Source organism: Caulobacter sp. 602-2 (assembly GCF_011043625.1).
In the GTDB taxonomy this organism is placed as follows: domain Bacteria; phylum Pseudomonadota; class Alphaproteobacteria; order Caulobacterales; family Caulobacteraceae; genus Caulobacter.
Window position 1 is genome coordinate 244104 of record NZ_JAAKGT010000005.1, and the last position, 14181, is coordinate 258284.

Annotated in this window: 14 protein-coding genes; 8 read left to right on the forward strand and 6 right to left on the reverse strand. The window is 68.1% G+C overall.

Features of this window, described 5'->3' with window-relative positions; genetic code table 11:
• Positions 1–120: 120 nt before the first annotated feature.
• Both murB and murC read right to left on the reverse strand, forming a co-directional pair.
• On the reverse strand, positions 121–1023 hold the full coding sequence (gene murB / locus G5B46_RS13210; RefSeq protein ID WP_165259258.1) for a UDP-N-acetylmuramate dehydrogenase: 903 nt from the start codon (positions 1021–1023) through the stop codon (positions 121–123).
• A 150-nt stretch (positions 1024–1173) separates the two neighbouring features.
• Positions 1174–2592 (reverse strand): UDP-N-acetylmuramate--L-alanine ligase, encoded by a 1419-nt coding sequence (gene murC, locus G5B46_RS13215; protein WP_165259259.1) that lies wholly within the window; start codon positions 2590–2592, stop codon positions 1174–1176.
• Between the two features lie 102 nt (positions 2593–2694).
• Between murC and lepA the strand changes: the two genes are divergently transcribed.
• Both lepA and G5B46_RS24195 read left to right on the forward strand, forming a co-directional pair.
• A complete protein-coding gene (gene lepA, locus G5B46_RS13220; protein WP_165259260.1) occupies positions 2695–4503 on the forward strand; it encodes a translation elongation factor 4 in 1809 nt (602 codons plus the stop codon).
• A gap of 124 nt (positions 4504–4627) precedes the next feature.
• Complete coding sequence (locus tag G5B46_RS24195; protein ID WP_205691654.1) at positions 4628–5173, forward strand: RebB family R body protein; 546 nt, start codon at positions 4628–4630, stop codon at positions 5171–5173.
• Between the two features lie 204 nt (positions 5174–5377).
• On the opposite strand, the gene G5B46_RS13230 is transcribed toward G5B46_RS24195, so the two are convergent.
• The 3 genes from G5B46_RS13230 to G5B46_RS13240 are packed head-to-tail and all read right to left on the reverse strand — an operon-like array spanning position 5378 to position 8969.
• Positions 5378–6385: a cytochrome c peroxidase gene (locus G5B46_RS13230; RefSeq protein ID WP_205691655.1), complete on the reverse strand. Its 1008-nt coding sequence runs from the start codon at positions 6383–6385 to the stop codon at positions 5378–5380.
• A 20-nt stretch (positions 6386–6405) separates the two neighbouring features.
• Positions 6406–6930: a homogentisate 1,2-dioxygenase gene (locus tag G5B46_RS13235; RefSeq protein WP_165259261.1), complete on the reverse strand. Its 525-nt coding sequence runs from the start codon at positions 6928–6930 to the stop codon at positions 6406–6408.
• Between the two features lie 11 nt (positions 6931–6941).
• Positions 6942–8969, reverse strand: a complete 2028-nt coding sequence (locus G5B46_RS13240) for a TonB-dependent receptor (RefSeq protein ID WP_165259262.1) — start codon at positions 8967–8969, stop codon at positions 6942–6944.
• Positions 8970–9091: 122 nt separating this feature from the next.
• On the opposite strand from G5B46_RS13240, the gene G5B46_RS13245 reads away from it, so the two are divergent.
• Positions 9092–9718, forward strand: coding sequence for a glutathione S-transferase (locus G5B46_RS13245; RefSeq protein WP_165259263.1), 627 nt, complete (start codon positions 9092–9094; stop codon positions 9716–9718).
• Positions 9719–9827: 109 nt separating this feature from the next.
• Here the strand turns inward: G5B46_RS13245 and G5B46_RS13250 are convergent, their stop codons facing one another.
• Positions 9828–10541, reverse strand: a complete 714-nt coding sequence (locus G5B46_RS13250) for a DUF3800 domain-containing protein (protein ID WP_205691656.1) — start codon at positions 10539–10541, stop codon at positions 9828–9830.
• A 249-nt stretch (positions 10542–10790) separates the two neighbouring features.
• Between G5B46_RS13250 and G5B46_RS13255 the strand changes: the two genes are divergently transcribed.
• From G5B46_RS13255 to G5B46_RS13275, 5 genes are all read left to right on the forward strand, one after another.
• Positions 10791–12383, forward strand: a complete 1593-nt coding sequence (locus G5B46_RS13255) for a flavin monoamine oxidase family protein (protein WP_165259266.1) — start codon at positions 10791–10793, stop codon at positions 12381–12383.
• A gap of 2 nt (positions 12384–12385) precedes the next feature.
• The gene (locus G5B46_RS13260; protein ID WP_165259267.1) at positions 12386–12820 is read left to right on the forward strand and encodes a cytochrome c; all 435 of its coding nucleotides are present in this window, start codon (positions 12386–12388) and stop codon (positions 12818–12820) included.
• A gap of 125 nt (positions 12821–12945) precedes the next feature.
• On the forward strand, positions 12946–13122 hold the full coding sequence (locus G5B46_RS13265) for a hypothetical protein (RefSeq protein WP_109101518.1): 177 nt from the start codon (positions 12946–12948) through the stop codon (positions 13120–13122).
• Positions 13123–13149: 27 nt separating this feature from the next.
• The gene (locus G5B46_RS13270; RefSeq protein ID WP_165259269.1) at positions 13150–13683 is read left to right on the forward strand and encodes an AAA family ATPase; all 534 of its coding nucleotides are present in this window, start codon (positions 13150–13152) and stop codon (positions 13681–13683) included.
• Positions 13684–13686: 3 nt separating this feature from the next.
• Positions 13687–14181, forward strand: coding sequence for an N-acetyltransferase (locus tag G5B46_RS13275; protein ID WP_165259271.1), 495 nt, complete (start codon positions 13687–13689; stop codon positions 14179–14181).

The window sequence follows — 14181 nt, forward strand, 5'->3', positions numbered from 1 at the left end:
GGATGAGGGGTCGCACCAGCGAAAAACGCCGCGACGGCTGATCGGCTGTCGCGGCGTCCGATTTCTGAGAAACCCCTCACCCGGCCCTTCGGGCCACCCTCTCCCGCAAGGGGAGAGGGATCAGGATCTGCCGATCCGCTTGATCTCCCAATCCAGTTGCACGCCGGTCTTGGCCAGCACGTCGGCGCGGACCGTGTCGCCCAGGCCTTCCAGGTCGGCCGCGGTGGCCTCGCCGGTGTTGATCAGGAAGTTGCTGTGCAGCGGCGAGAACATCGCACCGCCAAACAGCTTGCCGCGCCAGCCGGCCTCGTCGACGAGCTTCCACGAAGAGTGGCCAGGCGGGTTCTTGAAGGTCGAGCCGCCGGTCTTTTCGCGGATCGGCTGGGTGGTCTCGCGACGGCTGGTGATCTCGGCCATGCGCGCCTTGATCGCGGCCGGCTCGTCGGCGGTACCCTCGTAGGTCGCGTCGAGCACGATCACCGTCTCGCCGTCCTGCAGGGCGCTGTGGCGGTAGGTGTAGTGCAGCTCGTCGACCGACAGTTCGCGCACCACGCCCGCGCGGTCCATGACGCGCACGGTCTTGACCACGTTGACGGTTTCCGAGCCGTAGCAGCCGGCGTTCATGATCACCGCGCCGCCGATCGTGCCAGGGATGCCGGCGTAGAACTCCAGGCCCGCGATACCGGCCTCGGCCGCCTTGCGGGCCAGGATGGCGTCGGGCACGGCGCTGCCGGCCTTGATGCGGTTGTCGCCAAGGGCCTCGACGGTGTTGAAGCCCTTGCCCAGGCGGATGATCACGCCCTCGACGCCGCCGTCGCGGACCAGCAGGTTGGAGCCGACGCCGATGGCCATCACCGGCACGGCCGGGTTCAGGCTCTTAAGGAAATCGGACAGGTCCTGCTCGTCGGCCGGCAGGAACACCACATCGGCCGGACCGCCGACGCGGAACCAGGTGAACGGGGCCAGGGCCTCGTCGATCAGCAGCTTGCCGCGCACGGCGGGGAGATTGGTCTTCCAGGTCATTGCTTCGTCTCCCCTTCTCCCCTTGTGGGAGAAGGTGTCGTCCGAAGGACGACGGATGAGGGGTTTCTCGGCCTCGCCGCGCGACCCCTCATCCGACCGCTACGCGGCCACCTTCTCCCGCAAGGGGAGAAGGAAGGGATCGAACGAAAACTACTTCGCCAGCGCTTCCAGCTGGCCCGGCAGGGCGTAGGCCCAGGACGTGATGTCGCCCGCGCCCAGCAGCACCACCAGGTCGCCGCTGGTCGCTTCGGCCGCGATCAGCGCCGGCAGGGCCGCCGGGCTTTCCAGCGGCAGGGCGCGGCGGTGGCCGAACTTCTTGAGCCCTTCGACCAGGTGGTCGCGGTCGACGCCCTCGATCGGCTGCTCGCCGGCCGTGTAGACGTCGGCGACGACCACGGTGTCGGCGTCGTTGAAGCAGCTGGAGAACTCGGTCATCAGGTCGCGCAGGCGGGTGTAGCGGTGCGGCTGCACCACGGCGATCACCTTGCCCTGGCTGACCGCGCGGGCGGCCTTGAGCACGGCGGCGATCTCGACCGGGTGGTGGCCGTAGTCGTCGACCACGCGAATGCCATTGGCGACGCCCGTCGTCGTGAACCGGCGCTTGACCCCGCCGAAGGCCGCCAGGCCGGCGCGGATCGCCTCGGCGTCGACGCCCAGTTCACGGGCCACGGCCACGGCCGCGGTGGCGTTGAGCACGTTGTGGTGCCCGGCCATCGGCATCTTCAGGCCTTCATAGCGGATCGTCTCGCCTTCCAGCGGCGAGATGGCGATGTCGAAGCTGGCGCCCTCGGGGCCCATCTCGACGTTCTGCACGCGCACCTCGGCCTGCGGGTTGGTGCCGTAGGTCACCAGGCGACGGTTCTCGATGCGCGAGGTCAGGGCCTGCACTTCGGGGTGGTCGGTGCAGACGGCGGCGAAACCGTAGAACGGGATGTTCTCGATGAAGTCCTGGAACCCCTTCTTCACCGCGTCGAAGTCGCCCCAGTGGTCCAGGTGCTCGGCGTCGATGTTGGTGACGATGGCCACCGTCGACTTCAGCTTCAGGAACGAGCCGTCGCTCTCGTCGGCCTCGACGACGATCCAGTCGCCCTCGCCGACCTTGGCGTTGGTGCCGTAGGCGTTGATGATGCCGCCGTTGACGACCGTCGGATCCAGGCCGCCGGCGTCGAGCAGGGCCGCCACCATCGAGGTGGTCGTGGTCTTGCCGTGGGTGCCGCCCACGGCGACCGAAAACTGAAGCCTCATCAGCTCGGCCAGCATCTCGGCGCGGCGGACCAGCGGCAGGCGCTTGTCGCGGCCGGCGACCATTTCCGGGTTATCGGCCTTCACCGCCGTCGAATAGACGATGGCCGAGGCGCCTTCGACATTGGCCGCGTCATGGCCGACGAAGATGCGCGCGCCGAGCTTCTCGAGGCGCTCGGTGTTGGCGCTGGCCTTCGCATCGCTGCCCTGCACGGTGTAGCCGATGCGGATCATGATCTCGGCGATGCCGGACATGCCGATGCCGCCGATGCCGATGAAGTGCACGGGGCCGAGTTCGAAGGGGACGGGACGTCGACGCTGGTTCATCGCGTCGGATTAGACGATTTGAGGCCCGTCGTGAACGGGGTCGATGACGCAAACCCGTCACGCCCCCTCGCGAACCGGTGCAAATGTGATAGACGCACGCGCATGAGCTCTACGCCCCTCGACAAGATCCGCAATTTCTCGATCGTGGCCCACATCGACCACGGCAAGTCGACCCTGTCCGACCGCCTGATCCAGACGACGGGCGGCCTGACCGCGCGCGAGATGAGCGCCCAGGTTCTCGACAACATGGACATCGAGAAGGAGCGCGGCATCACCATCAAGGCGCAGACCGTGCGCCTGAACTACAAGGCCGCCGACGGCGAGACCTATGTCCTGAACCTGATGGACACGCCCGGGCACGTCGACTTCGCCTACGAGGTGTCGCGCTCGCTGGCCGCCTGCGAAGGCTCGATCCTGGTCGTCGACGCCTCGCAGGGCGTGGAAGCCCAGACCCTGGCCAACGTCTACCAGGCCATCGACAACAACCACGAGATCGTTCCGGTCCTCAACAAGGTCGACCTGCCGGCCGCCGACGTCGATCGCGTGAAGGCCCAGATCGAGGACGTCATCGGCCTGGACGCCAGCGACGCCGTCGAGTGCTCGGCCAAGACCGGCATCGGCATTCCCGACGTCCTGGAAGCCATCGTCACCCGCCTGCCCGCTCCCAAGGGCGACATCAACGCCCCGCTGAAGGCCTTGCTGGTCGACGCCTGGTACGACGCCTATCTCGGCGTAGTCGTGCTGGTGCGCATCTTCGACGGCACGCTGAAGGCCGGCCAGCAGGTCCGCATGATGCAGACCGGCGCCACCCACCGCATCGACAAGGTCGGCGTGTTCACGCCCAAGGCCACCGACGTGGCGGCGCTGGGCCCGGGCGAGGTCGGCTTCTTCACCGCCTCGATCAAGGAAGTGGCCGACGCCGCCGTCGGCGACACCATCACCGACGAGAAGAAGCAGACGGCCGAACCGCTGAAGGGCTTCAAGGAAGTCGTGCCGGTGGTGTTCTGCGGCCTGTTCCCGGTCGACGCCGCCGACTTCGAGGACCTGCGCGCCGCCGTCGGCAAGCTGCGCCTGAACGACGCCAGCTTCACCTTCGAGATGGAAAGCTCGGCCGCGCTCGGCTTCGGCTTCCGCTGCGGGTTCCTTGGCCTGCTGCACCTGGAGATCATCCAGGAGCGCCTGTCGCGCGAGTTCGACCTCGACCTGATCGCGACCGCCCCGTCGGTGGTCTACAAGATCAAGATGCGCAACGGCGAGGAGATCGAGCTGCACAATCCGGCCGACCTGCCGGACGTGATGCAGATCGAGGAGATCGCCGAGCCCTGGATCAAGGCCACGATCTTCACCCCGGACGAGTACCTGGGCGGCGTCATCAAGCTCTGCCAGGACCGTCGCGGCATGCAGCGCGAACTGTCCTACGTCGGCAACCGCGCCATGGTCGTCTACGACCTGCCGCTGAACGAGGTGGTGTTCGACTTCTACGATCGCCTGAAGTCGATCTCGAAGGGCTACGCCAGCTTCGACTACGCCCTGGAAGACTATCGCGCCGGCGACCTGGTGAAGATGTCGATCCTGGTCAACAGCGAGCCGGTCGACGCCCTGTCGATGCTGGTCCACCGCAGCCGCGCCGAAAGCCGCGGCCGCGGCATGTGCGAGAAGATGAAGGAGCTCATCCCGCAGCACATGTTCGTCATCCCGATCCAGGCGGCCATCGGCGGCCGGATCATCGCCCGCGAGACCGTCCGCGCCCTGCGCAAGGACGTGACCGCCAAGTGCTACGGCGGCGACGCCTCGCGTAAGCGGAAACTTCTGGACAAGCAGAAGGAAGGCAAGAAGCGGATGCGGCAGTTCGGCAAGGTCGAGATCCCGCAGGAAGCCTTCATCGCCGCCCTCAAGATGGACGAGGATTGATCGGCGGAGGGCCCCGCCCTCCCCCGCCTTGTGCGAAATTTCCTATTCCGAAAGCCGCGGCCATCCATTGTGGGTGAGCCGCGGTTTTCATTTGAAGGCCGCCTGATCCAGCACGGAGACGACCATGGCCTTCCCGACCAACGTCAATGACCAGATCACCGACTCCGTCAGCCAGGTGAACACCAAAGTTCTGGGCGACGCGCCCGCCATGGCCATGGGCAATCTGTTCCAGGCGACCGCTCAGGCCCTGGCGAACGCCGCCCACAACGCGACGGAAAGCCAGCAGCAGGCCAACGTGACGACACAGGCCTCGACGACGCAGGGCGTCTCGACGCTGCTGTCGGTCGACACCGCCAGCGCCGGCGAGGCGACCCGGACCATCTTCGCCGCCGCCCCGCCTGCCCCGCCTGCCCCGCCGAGCGAACCCTCCGAGGCGGCGATACAACAGGCCCTCGAAGCCGCCATGGCGGCGAATGAGGCGGCGATGCAGGCGGCCAACCAAGCCGTCCAAGCCGCCATGGCGTCGGCGAACGCGGCAGTGCAGGCGGCGATGCAACAGGCCGCCCAAGCCCTGCAAGCCGCCATGACCCAGACCCAGGCCGCAGCCCAAGCCCAAGCCGCGACCGCAGCCGCCCTGGCGGCTGCGGCGGGGACCCTTCCGGAAGACTAGGGTCGGTCCTCAATTGGCCGAGGGCAATGAGTTATCTGTTTCAATAGCTTATAGCAGTTGTCATCCCGGCCGCAGCGCAGCGGAGCGCCGGGATCTCCCACAGTTCAGAACCTGCCGACCTGGGAGCTCCCGGCTCTACGGATCGCTGACGCGCTCCTCCGGCCGGGAAGACACGTTTCTTTGCACGCCAATTGAGGCCAGACCCTAGGGCCCGCAACCCGGCTTAGGCAGGGAAAACCGTGGGTCCGTAACGAAGGTCTCGTCGGTCAGCGTATCCAGGAACGCGACGAGTTCCGCCACCTCGCGATTCCCCAGCCGCATCGCTGCGCGATGCCGGCGGATCGCAGTCTCCAGCGTCGGGGCCGAGCCGTCGTGCAGGTAAGGCGCGCTCAGCGCCACATTGCGCAGGCTCGGCGTACGGAAGCGCCCAGCGTCAGCCGCCTTGCCGGTGACGTCGCCTAGTCCCCGGTCGCCGGCGAAGGGAGCATCGATGCGGTGGAAGCGGGGCTTGTCAGCGTCGGTGAACAGCGGGCCGGCGTGGCAGCCGGCGCAGTTGGCCTTGAACAGCCGCTCGCCGCGCTCGGCCTCGGCCGACGCTACGACGGCCTGTCCCCGGCGCCGCTGGTCATAGGGACTGTCGAACGACACCAGCGTGCGCTGGAAGGCGGCCAGGGCCTTGGCGATGGTGGACATGCTGACCTCGCCGCCCGCCTCGGGAAAGGCCTCGCCGAACATCTTGCGATAGCAGGCCTGGCCCGCCAGGCGCGCGGTCAGCACCGCCTCCTGGCCGGCGAAGCCCATCTCGACCGGCTTGCTCCCGGCGATCGGGATCAGGGCCTGGGCCTCCAGCGTCTTCACGCCGGGATCGCCCCAGGTCAGGGCGCCATGCCAACCCACATTGGCCAGGGTCTGGACGTTGCGCTTGCCCGGGTCGCCATGCACGCCCGGATGGGTGCGGTTGCTGTCGGTGAAACCGCGCCGCTGCTCGTGGCAGGTGGCGCAGGACATCGTGCCGTCGATCGAGAGGTCGGCGTCGTAGAACAGCTTGCGGCCCAGCGCGACCTTGGCGTCCGACATCGGATTGTCGACCGGGACCGGCGGCGGCGCGACGCCCGGCGGCAGTTTCCACTCGAACGCCGCCGGCGCGAAGGCGGCCGTCAGCAGCAGGCCGGCGACGAGCGCCAGCGCCTTGCCGTAAGCCTCCAGCCGCACGTCCCCTCTCCTTCGCCGGGTCAGGGCTTGCGGGCGACCATGATCGGCAGCTCAGCCTGGGCGTTGGCCGAGATCTGGATCACATAGTCGCCGGGCGGAAGATCGAAGGTCACCATCTTTCGCACGGTCGAGCAGGCCGGGCCCCGGCCGTGGGCGGTCGAGCGCTGGGCCGCGCCGTCCTTCAGCACGTCGATCCAGGCGCCCGTTCCCAGGGCGATCACGTAAGAGCCGGCCGTCTCGACCTTCAGCGAGAACAGGCCGCCCTTGCTGACCGTGCCGCCGGGCTTTTCCGGCTGGACCGCATAGGCCACGTCGGGCGTGGCCGCCAGCGCCGCCGCATAGGCCTTGCCGGGAACCAGCACGGCCTTGGAGAGGCCGTCGGCCGAGGTCGCCGCCGCAAGCGGAACCTTGGCCGACCACGCCGCCAGCTCGGGAGGCAGGCCGGCCTCGACGCCAGGCGCGCAAGCGGCGTCCGGCATGGTCTGGGCGAAGGCGGCGGGTGCGGCCAGGACGAGGCTAGCGGCCAGGATCAGGGCGAGACGCATGGGGGGGCTCCTCAGAACTTGACCCGCAGGTCGGCGCGGAAGTTGCGGCCTTCCTCGGGGAAGCCGTCGACCAATTGGTACTTCTGGTCCAGCAGGTTGCGGGCGCCGACGATGACGTCGATCTTCGGCGTCACCGTCACCTGGGCCGTCAGGTTGGCCAGCACGTAGCCGCCGGTGCGGTAGTAGCGGGCGGGGCTGACCAGTGAGCTCGAGGTCACCGTCCAGCGCTTGGACGCCGTCTCCAGGCTGGACGTCAGCGAGATGCGGTCGTTCAGCGTCCAGTCGGCATAGACGAACAGCTTGTGGTCGGGCGTGCCGGTGGGGCGGAAGGCGGCGTTGGTCGGGTCGGTCAGCTTGCGGTGCAGGTAGGTGTAGTTGCCGCCCAGCGTCAGGTGGTCGCTGGCCTTGAAGGTCGCCGCGCCTTCCAGGCCGTAGTACTCGCCGTCGCCGGCGTTCTTGGTCTGGTTGACGGTGCCGTAGGGCGCGCCCAGCGCCACCGGGATCAGGATCAGGGCGTCGCGTACGTCGCTGTAGAACACCGCCCCCTCGATCTTCAGCAGCGGCGTGAAGTCGACCGAGCCGCCCAGCTCGTAGTTGATCGCCCGCTCGGCCTTGACGTCGGGATTGGGCACAGCCTGGCCCATGCGGGCGCTGTAGCGCTCGAACAGGGTCGGGAAGCGGGCGCGCGACGAGACGCTGCCGTGCAGTTGCACGTCGGGCAGCGGCCGCCAGACCAGCGCCGCCTGGCCGTTCCAGGCCACGTCGTCGGTCAGCGGATAGAAGACGAAGGCGTTCGAGTTGTAGTCCTGGGCCTGGTTCAGGTCGCGGCGGTCGCGCGAGACGCCCACCACCAGGTCGACCTTGTCGCCGAACCGCTGGGTGTCCTCCAGGGCGATCGAGGTGGTGTCCTCGACGACCGTCTGGCGCGGCTCGGTCCCGGCCGGGGCGAAGCTCTGCTGCCATTCGACATGCTTGTCGCGGCGATAGAAGGCGGCGGCCTTCAGGGTGTTGGACGCAGTGACGTCGACGTCCAGCTCCAGGTTCCCGCCATAGGCCACGTCGTCATAGTAGGAGCGGAAGGCCCGCCCCAGGGTCTGGCTGTTCTGGCGGGCGTTGTCCCACGAGAAGAGCGCGTTCTCGAAGGTGTTGCGATAGACGCGCGCCTTCAGCACGGCGTTGTCGGCGATCTTCGTGCGGGTCAGCAGGGCCAGGCTGTCGATGTTCCAATAGGGCCACGACCAGTAGCGGGTGCTGGCCGTGTCGGTGACGTGATAGGGCGCGTTCTTCTCGCCCTCCTGCCGGGTGTAGGTGAGCGAGTATTCGTCGTCAGCGTTGGGCGTGAAGCCGGCCTTGAGGTTGACCCGCCAGTCCTCGTTTTCGGAGTGGTCGCGATTGCCGCCGTTCTCCAGCGCCGTGGCCCTGTAGTCATCGGGCAGCTTCCAGTGGGTGCGCTCGCTGCGCGCGCCGCTGGCCTGGACGTAGAACCTGTCGGTCTTGCCGCCGATCCGGCCCGAGACGGTGTTGCTGCTTAGCGAGCCGTCGCCGTCGAAGCCCGCGCCCAGGCGGATCTCGCCCTCGAAGGGCTTGGCCGGCTTGCGGGTGACCAGGTTGATGGCGCCGCCCAGGCCGCCCGGGCCGTCGAGCACCGAGACATAGCCCTTGGAAACCTGGACCTCGGAAAGGTCGGCGGTGAGGAACCTGGCGAAGTCGATGCGGTTGTCGGCCGGCAGGAACACCCGCACCCCGTCGATCGACAGGGTGGTCTGGAAGCGGTCGAAGCCGCGGATGAACACCAGCCGCTCGTTGCGCGAGCCGCCGCTGTTACCCGCCGCCGCGCCGGGGATCAGGTCCAGCGCCTGGTCGACGCTGGCCTTGTCGAACTTGCGCAAGGTCTCGCCCTTGACCGTGCTGCCGCCGATCGTCTCGCCAGCGGCGTTGCGGGCGGTCACCTGCACCTCGCCCAGCGCATAGACGTCGCCCTGGGCGTGGGCGGCGCCGGCCAGCAGCGAACCGGCGAGCAGTACGGAGCGAAACAGCATGAAATCCTCTCGTTATGTAAATCGACTACATAACGAGTCGCGAGACGCCTCGCCTTGAAGAATTTCTCCACCGGCGCGTGAAACCGACAATGCTAGAGATCGCAGCGTCAATGGAGGCCTCCATGCTCAAGATACTGGGCCGCACCTCGTCGCTGAACGTCCGCAAGGTGCTGTGGACCTGCGGCGAACTCGATCTCGCCTATGAGCGCGAGGACTGGGGCATGGGCTACGCCTCGACGAGCGACCCGGCCTTCCTGGCGCTCAATCCCAACGCCCTGGTGCCGGTGCTGATCGACGAGCACGGCCCGCTTTGGGAATCGAACACCATCTGCCGCTACCTCGCCTCGCGTCACGTCGGCGGCGAGGCCCTGCTGCCCACGCAGCCGCGCGGCCGGGCCGCCGTCGAGCAGTGGATGGACTGGCAGGCCACCGAGCTCAACACCGCCTGGCGCTACGCCTTCGCGGGCCTCGTGCGGCGGATGCCCGGCTTCGACGACGCAGGCCAGATCGCCGCCAGCGTCCGCGCCTGGAACGGCGCCATGGCCCTGCTCGACCGCCAGCTGGACCGCACCGGCGCCTTCGCCGCCGGCGAGGCCTTCACCCTGGCCGACGTGGTGCTGGGCGTCTCCGTCCACCGCTGGGCCGCCTCGCCCATCGACCGCGACGCCCTGCCGGCGGTCGAGGCCTACTACGCCCGCCTGAAGACCCGCGAGGCGTTCGGTCCGTGGGCGCTGCCTGAGGTTCCGTAGATCGGCAGACATTGCCGCGAAGGCCCTCAGCGCTTATTGTATGTTGCAAATGGACTGGGGTTTCTCGGTCGGCGTTGGGCTCCTGGGATATCTCGGGGGCCCTTCTGCTTCATGGAAATGTCTTCAGGCCGCCGAACGCCATTTTGGGTCGAAGAATTTCGAACGCCCTGTTCTCTTGCAGCGGCCGCAAGACCTTCAATCCTATCGGTCTGGCCATCAGGTCCGCCAACTGCAGGCCCGATGAATTGCTCTTCTTGTCGATGAAGAGCGGCTCCCAGAGAACCTGCCTGAAATCGGGTTGCCGATAGCCCCAGCGCACTTCGTTGGCGACAATACGCCGAAAGTGCAGCTCCAAGGCCGCATCCTCCTTCCGCCCACGGCCTTCAAAGACCACGTGTACGAGCCGCCCCGCCTGTCCCAGTGCAAGAAGGCGCTCCAGCAACTTCTCCAGACAAAAGTGCAAGGCGAGTTCGTAGGGGCTCCACGGATCGGCATAACGATGCACCAGCCGAACCTTGTCGATCACGGCCGCGATGATCTCAAAGTCACCAACGGCCACGATCTCATTGATACGCTCGATAAAAGCCTCTCGTGTCTCCACATTCGTCTGGAGGAAGGCGAAGGCGTTCTGCTGACGGCGAATGTCACGTTCGTGCAAGATCAGCTGATCATGTCCGACGAAGTCAAACTTCAGGCGCTGCAAACGAGGCACAATCGTTTCCGCATAGGCATCCTTGCCGACCAGGACAGCATTCAGGACGAATAGCGGAAAGGTCGGGTCCGGGTTTTCCAGGACCGGCGACCCGCTCTCGTCGGCGAACACGATGTAGTCCGCAAATCTCAAGGCAGCTCCCGCATGACGAGAGCCAACCCTAACCAAGGCGAGCCGCCGCTTCCAGCCTGCCCGTTTCCTGCGCAGCCTCATCGTCCGAACGCTGCGGAACGGTGATCCGCGAACCCATCCGCTCGCCACGCGAACAAAGTGGGCGGCGGGGGCGCAAGGCGCCCTGCTTAGCTCGGTCCCGCGAGCCGTCCGGTCGCGGGCGGCGGCGAAGGGGATAGGGCCGAGCATATGCCAGACGGAGTCCGCGTACCGACCAGAAGACAGCTCTTGACCGCCATCGCCCAGGTGGGCGGGACGGCGGCGCTGTACCAGGCCATGACCACCCTCGGCCACGCCGCCGAGACCCAGTTCCACGGCCCGCCCGACCTTGCGGGCGCAAGGCCCGGCGCCTCGGTGCTGGTGCTGGGGGCGGGCCTGGCCGGCCTGCTGGCGGCCTATGAACTGACCCGCGCCGGCTACAAGGTGCGGATCCTGGAGTACCAGGGCCGCGCGGGCGGCCGGAACTGGAGCCTCCGCGGGGGCGACACCTATACCGAACTGGGCGGCGCGACCCAGAAGGTCGGCTTCGCGGCCGGCAACTACTTCAACCCCGGCCCCTGGCGCATCCCGCACCATCACCGCACCCTGCTCCACTACTGCAAGCAGTTCGGCGTGGCGCTGGAGCCGTTCATCCAGTTCAACCACAACACCTGGGTCCATTCCTCGACCGCGTTCGGCGGCAAGCCGGTGCGCTTCAAGGCGGCCGCGGCCGACTTCGAGGGCAATGTCGCCGAGCTGCTGGCGAAATCGATCAACACCAAGGCGCTGGACGACGCTGTCACGCCCGAGGATCGCGAGAAGCTTCTGGAGGCCCTGAAGGGCTGGGGCATGCTCGACGGCGACTATCGCTACGCCAAGGGCCTGCGCAGCTCGGCCCACCGCGGCTATGACCGTCCGCCCGGCGGCGGCGTGGACGGCGCGCCGATCCCGTCCGACCTCTACGCCCTGCACGACGTGCTCGATCCCCAGGTCTGGACCTCGATGGCCTTCTTCATGGGCCACGAGATGCAGACCACCATGTTCCAGCCGGTGGGCGGCATGGACATGATCGGCAAGGCCTTCGCCAAACAGGTCGAGGGCCTGACCACCTTCAACGCCAAGGTCACGAAGATCGCCCAGGACGACAAGGGCGTGGCGATCACCTTCAGCGACACCGCCACGGGCAAGGTCGAGACCGCCAAGGCCGACTGGTGCGTCTGTACGATCCCGCTTTCCATCCTCGGCCAGATCGAAAGCGAGATCAGCGACGAGCTGGCCGCCGCCATCAAGGCCGTGCCCTATTCGGGCCAGGTGAAGATCGGCCTGGAGATGAAGCGACGCTTCTGGGAGGAGGAAGACTCCATCTACGGCGGCCACAGCTTCACCGACCAGGAGATCGCCCTGATCTCCTATCCCAACAACAATCTGTTCGGGAACGGACCGGCCGTGTTGCTGGGGGCCTTCGCCCGCGAGATGGGGGCCTATCGCCTGGCCGGCATGACGCCGCAGCAGCGCATCGAGGTCGCCCTGCAGCAGGGCTCGGTGCTGCACCCGCAGAGCTATCGCAAGGAGTTCGCGAACGGCGCCTCGGTGGCCTGGAGCCGCGTGCCCTGGGCCCTGGGCTGCTGCGCCCGCTGGACCGAGGAAACCCGCAAGGAACACTACCAGACCCTGGTGGCCATGGACCGCCGCATCGTGCTGGCCGGCGAGCACGCCTCGTATGTCGGCTGCTGGATGGAGGGCGCCCTGCTCTCGTCCCTCGACGCCATCACCCGCCTGCACAAGCGCGCCCTGGAGGCCTGAGCATGACCCGTCCCGTTCTCGTCGCGGCGTCGGCGCTCGCCGCCGCCCTCGTCTGCGCCATCCCCGCCGTCGCCCAGGCCCCGCCCGGCGGCGACACCGGCGGCGGCGTGGTGCGCGTCGCAAAGCCGATCACCGGCCAGCAGGTCTACGAGGCCGTCTGCCAGGCCTGCCACATGGCCGACGCCAAGGGCGGAACCGGCGCGGGAACAATTCCCGCCCTGGCCGGTAACCCCAAGCTGGCCGCCGCCCCCTACGTCTCCATGGTGGTCGTGCGCGGCCAGGGCGGCATGCCGCCCTTCGCCGGCACGCTGGACGACGACCAGATCGCGCAGGTCGTCACCTATGTCCGCACCCACTTCGGCAACGCCTACGCCAAGCCGGTGACGGCCGCCGACGTGGCCAAGGTCCCGCATCCGGACAGGTCAGGAGGTCACTAGGAGCGTGGCAGCCGAAAGTGTGCGCGGTTTCGGCGTCCGCCACGCTCCAGGCAGATGATTTAGCGACCGCCCCGGGGGCGGTCGCTAAATGGGACGTGGGGCGTCCGGCGTGCTACAGCGCGCCGATGAGCAACGAGACCAACGACGCCCCGCCGAACGAAACCCCGATGCAGCGCGCCCTGCGCCTGAAGAAGGCCGCCCAGGGCCGCCACGGCCATGGCCCCAAGGCCTCCAGCGGCAAGGTCGACAAGGCCGACGCGACCGCGCCGACCGGCAAGTCCAAGCCCTGGATGACCCGCTAGGCTAGAATACCGGCCGGAGGACGACTCATGGCCGACAACTTCGTCCTGATCACCGGCTGCTCGGGCGGCGGCAAGTCCAGCCTGTTGGCGCAGCTGGCCGCCCGCGGCTACGCCGTCGTCGAGGAGCCCGGCCGCCGCATCGTGCGGCAGGCGCAAGGGCCCGACGACCCCGTCCTGCCCTGGAACGATCCGGCCGCCTTCGCCCGACGCGCCGTCGAACTGGCCCTGGCCGATCGCGAGGCCGCCCGCGGACCGCACGGCTGGGTGTTCTTCGACCGCGGCCTGGTCGACGCCGCCAGCGCGCTGGAGGCCGCCACCGGCGAGCCCACGCTGCGGGCGCTGGACCGCGCCCATCGCTATCACCGCCGCGTCTTTCTCGCCCCGCCCTGGCCCGAGATCCACGTCGCCGACGCCGAGCGCCGCCATGGCCTCGACGCGGCGCTGGAGGAGTATCACCGCCTGGAAGCCGCCCTCCCCGCCCTCGACTACGAGGTCGTGATCCTGCCAAAGACGTCGGTCGCCGCCCGCGCCGACTTCGTCCTCGCCACCCTGGAAGCCTGAACCATGCCGATCCGTCCCGAACGCCCCGAAGACGTCGCCGCCATCGGCGCGGTGACCACGGCCGCCTTCCTCGGACGTCCCTACAGCAGCCAGACCGAGGCCCTGATCGTCGCGGCCCTGCGCGCGGCCGGCGCCCTGTCGCTGTCGCTGGTGGCCGAGGTCGACGGCCAGATCGTCGGCCACATCGCCTTCTCGCCGGTCGATATCGAGGTCTCGTCGGGCGACTGGTACGGCCTGGGTCCGGTGTCGGTGACCCCCGATCAGCAGGGCACGGGCCTGGGCCAGGCCCTGATCCGCGAAGGCCTCAAGCAGCTGGAGGCCCGCGGCGCGGCCGGCTGCGTGCTGCTGGGTTCGCCCAAGTACTACGAACGGTTCGGCTTCGTGGCCGACGAGGCCCTGACCTACGGCGGCGAAGCCTCGCCCTACCTGCAACGGCTGATCTTCAAGGGCCGCCCGCCGCGCGGCGCGGTGACCTACCACACGGCGTTCGGGGCCTGA

Bases quoted from the DNA above. Each gene is read 5' to 3' on its own strand.
- murC (WP_165259259.1), bottom strand. From the start codon at position 2,592: ATGAACCAGCGTCGACGTCCCGTCCCCTTCGAACTCGGCCCCGTGCAC.
- G5B46_RS13265 (WP_109101518.1), top strand. From the start codon at position 12,946: ATGAGCAACGAGACCAACGACGCCCCGCCGAACGAAACCCCGATGCAG.
- G5B46_RS13275 (WP_165259271.1), top strand. From the start codon at position 13,687: ATGCCGATCCGTCCCGAACGCCCCGAAGACGTCGCCGCCATCGGCGCG.
- G5B46_RS13240 (WP_165259262.1), bottom strand. From the start codon at position 8,969: ATGCTGTTTCGCTCCGTACTGCTCGCCGGTTCGCTGCTGGCCGGCGCC.
- G5B46_RS13235 (WP_165259261.1), bottom strand. From the start codon at position 6,930: ATGCGTCTCGCCCTGATCCTGGCCGCTAGCCTCGTCCTGGCCGCACCC.
- lepA (WP_165259260.1), top strand. From the start codon at position 2,695: ATGAGCTCTACGCCCCTCGACAAGATCCGCAATTTCTCGATCGTGGCC.
- murB (WP_165259258.1), bottom strand. From the start codon at position 1,023: ATGACCTGGAAGACCAATCTCCCCGCCGTGCGCGGCAAGCTGCTGATC.
- G5B46_RS13245 (WP_165259263.1), top strand. From the start codon at position 9,092: ATGCTCAAGATACTGGGCCGCACCTCGTCGCTGAACGTCCGCAAGGTG.
- G5B46_RS13260 (WP_165259267.1), top strand. From the start codon at position 12,386: ATGACCCGTCCCGTTCTCGTCGCGGCGTCGGCGCTCGCCGCCGCCCTC.
- G5B46_RS13255 (WP_165259266.1), top strand. From the start codon at position 10,791: ATGCCAGACGGAGTCCGCGTACCGACCAGAAGACAGCTCTTGACCGCC.
- G5B46_RS13270 (WP_165259269.1), top strand. From the start codon at position 13,150: ATGGCCGACAACTTCGTCCTGATCACCGGCTGCTCGGGCGGCGGCAAG.
- G5B46_RS24195 (WP_205691654.1), top strand. From the start codon at position 4,628: ATGGCCTTCCCGACCAACGTCAATGACCAGATCACCGACTCCGTCAGC.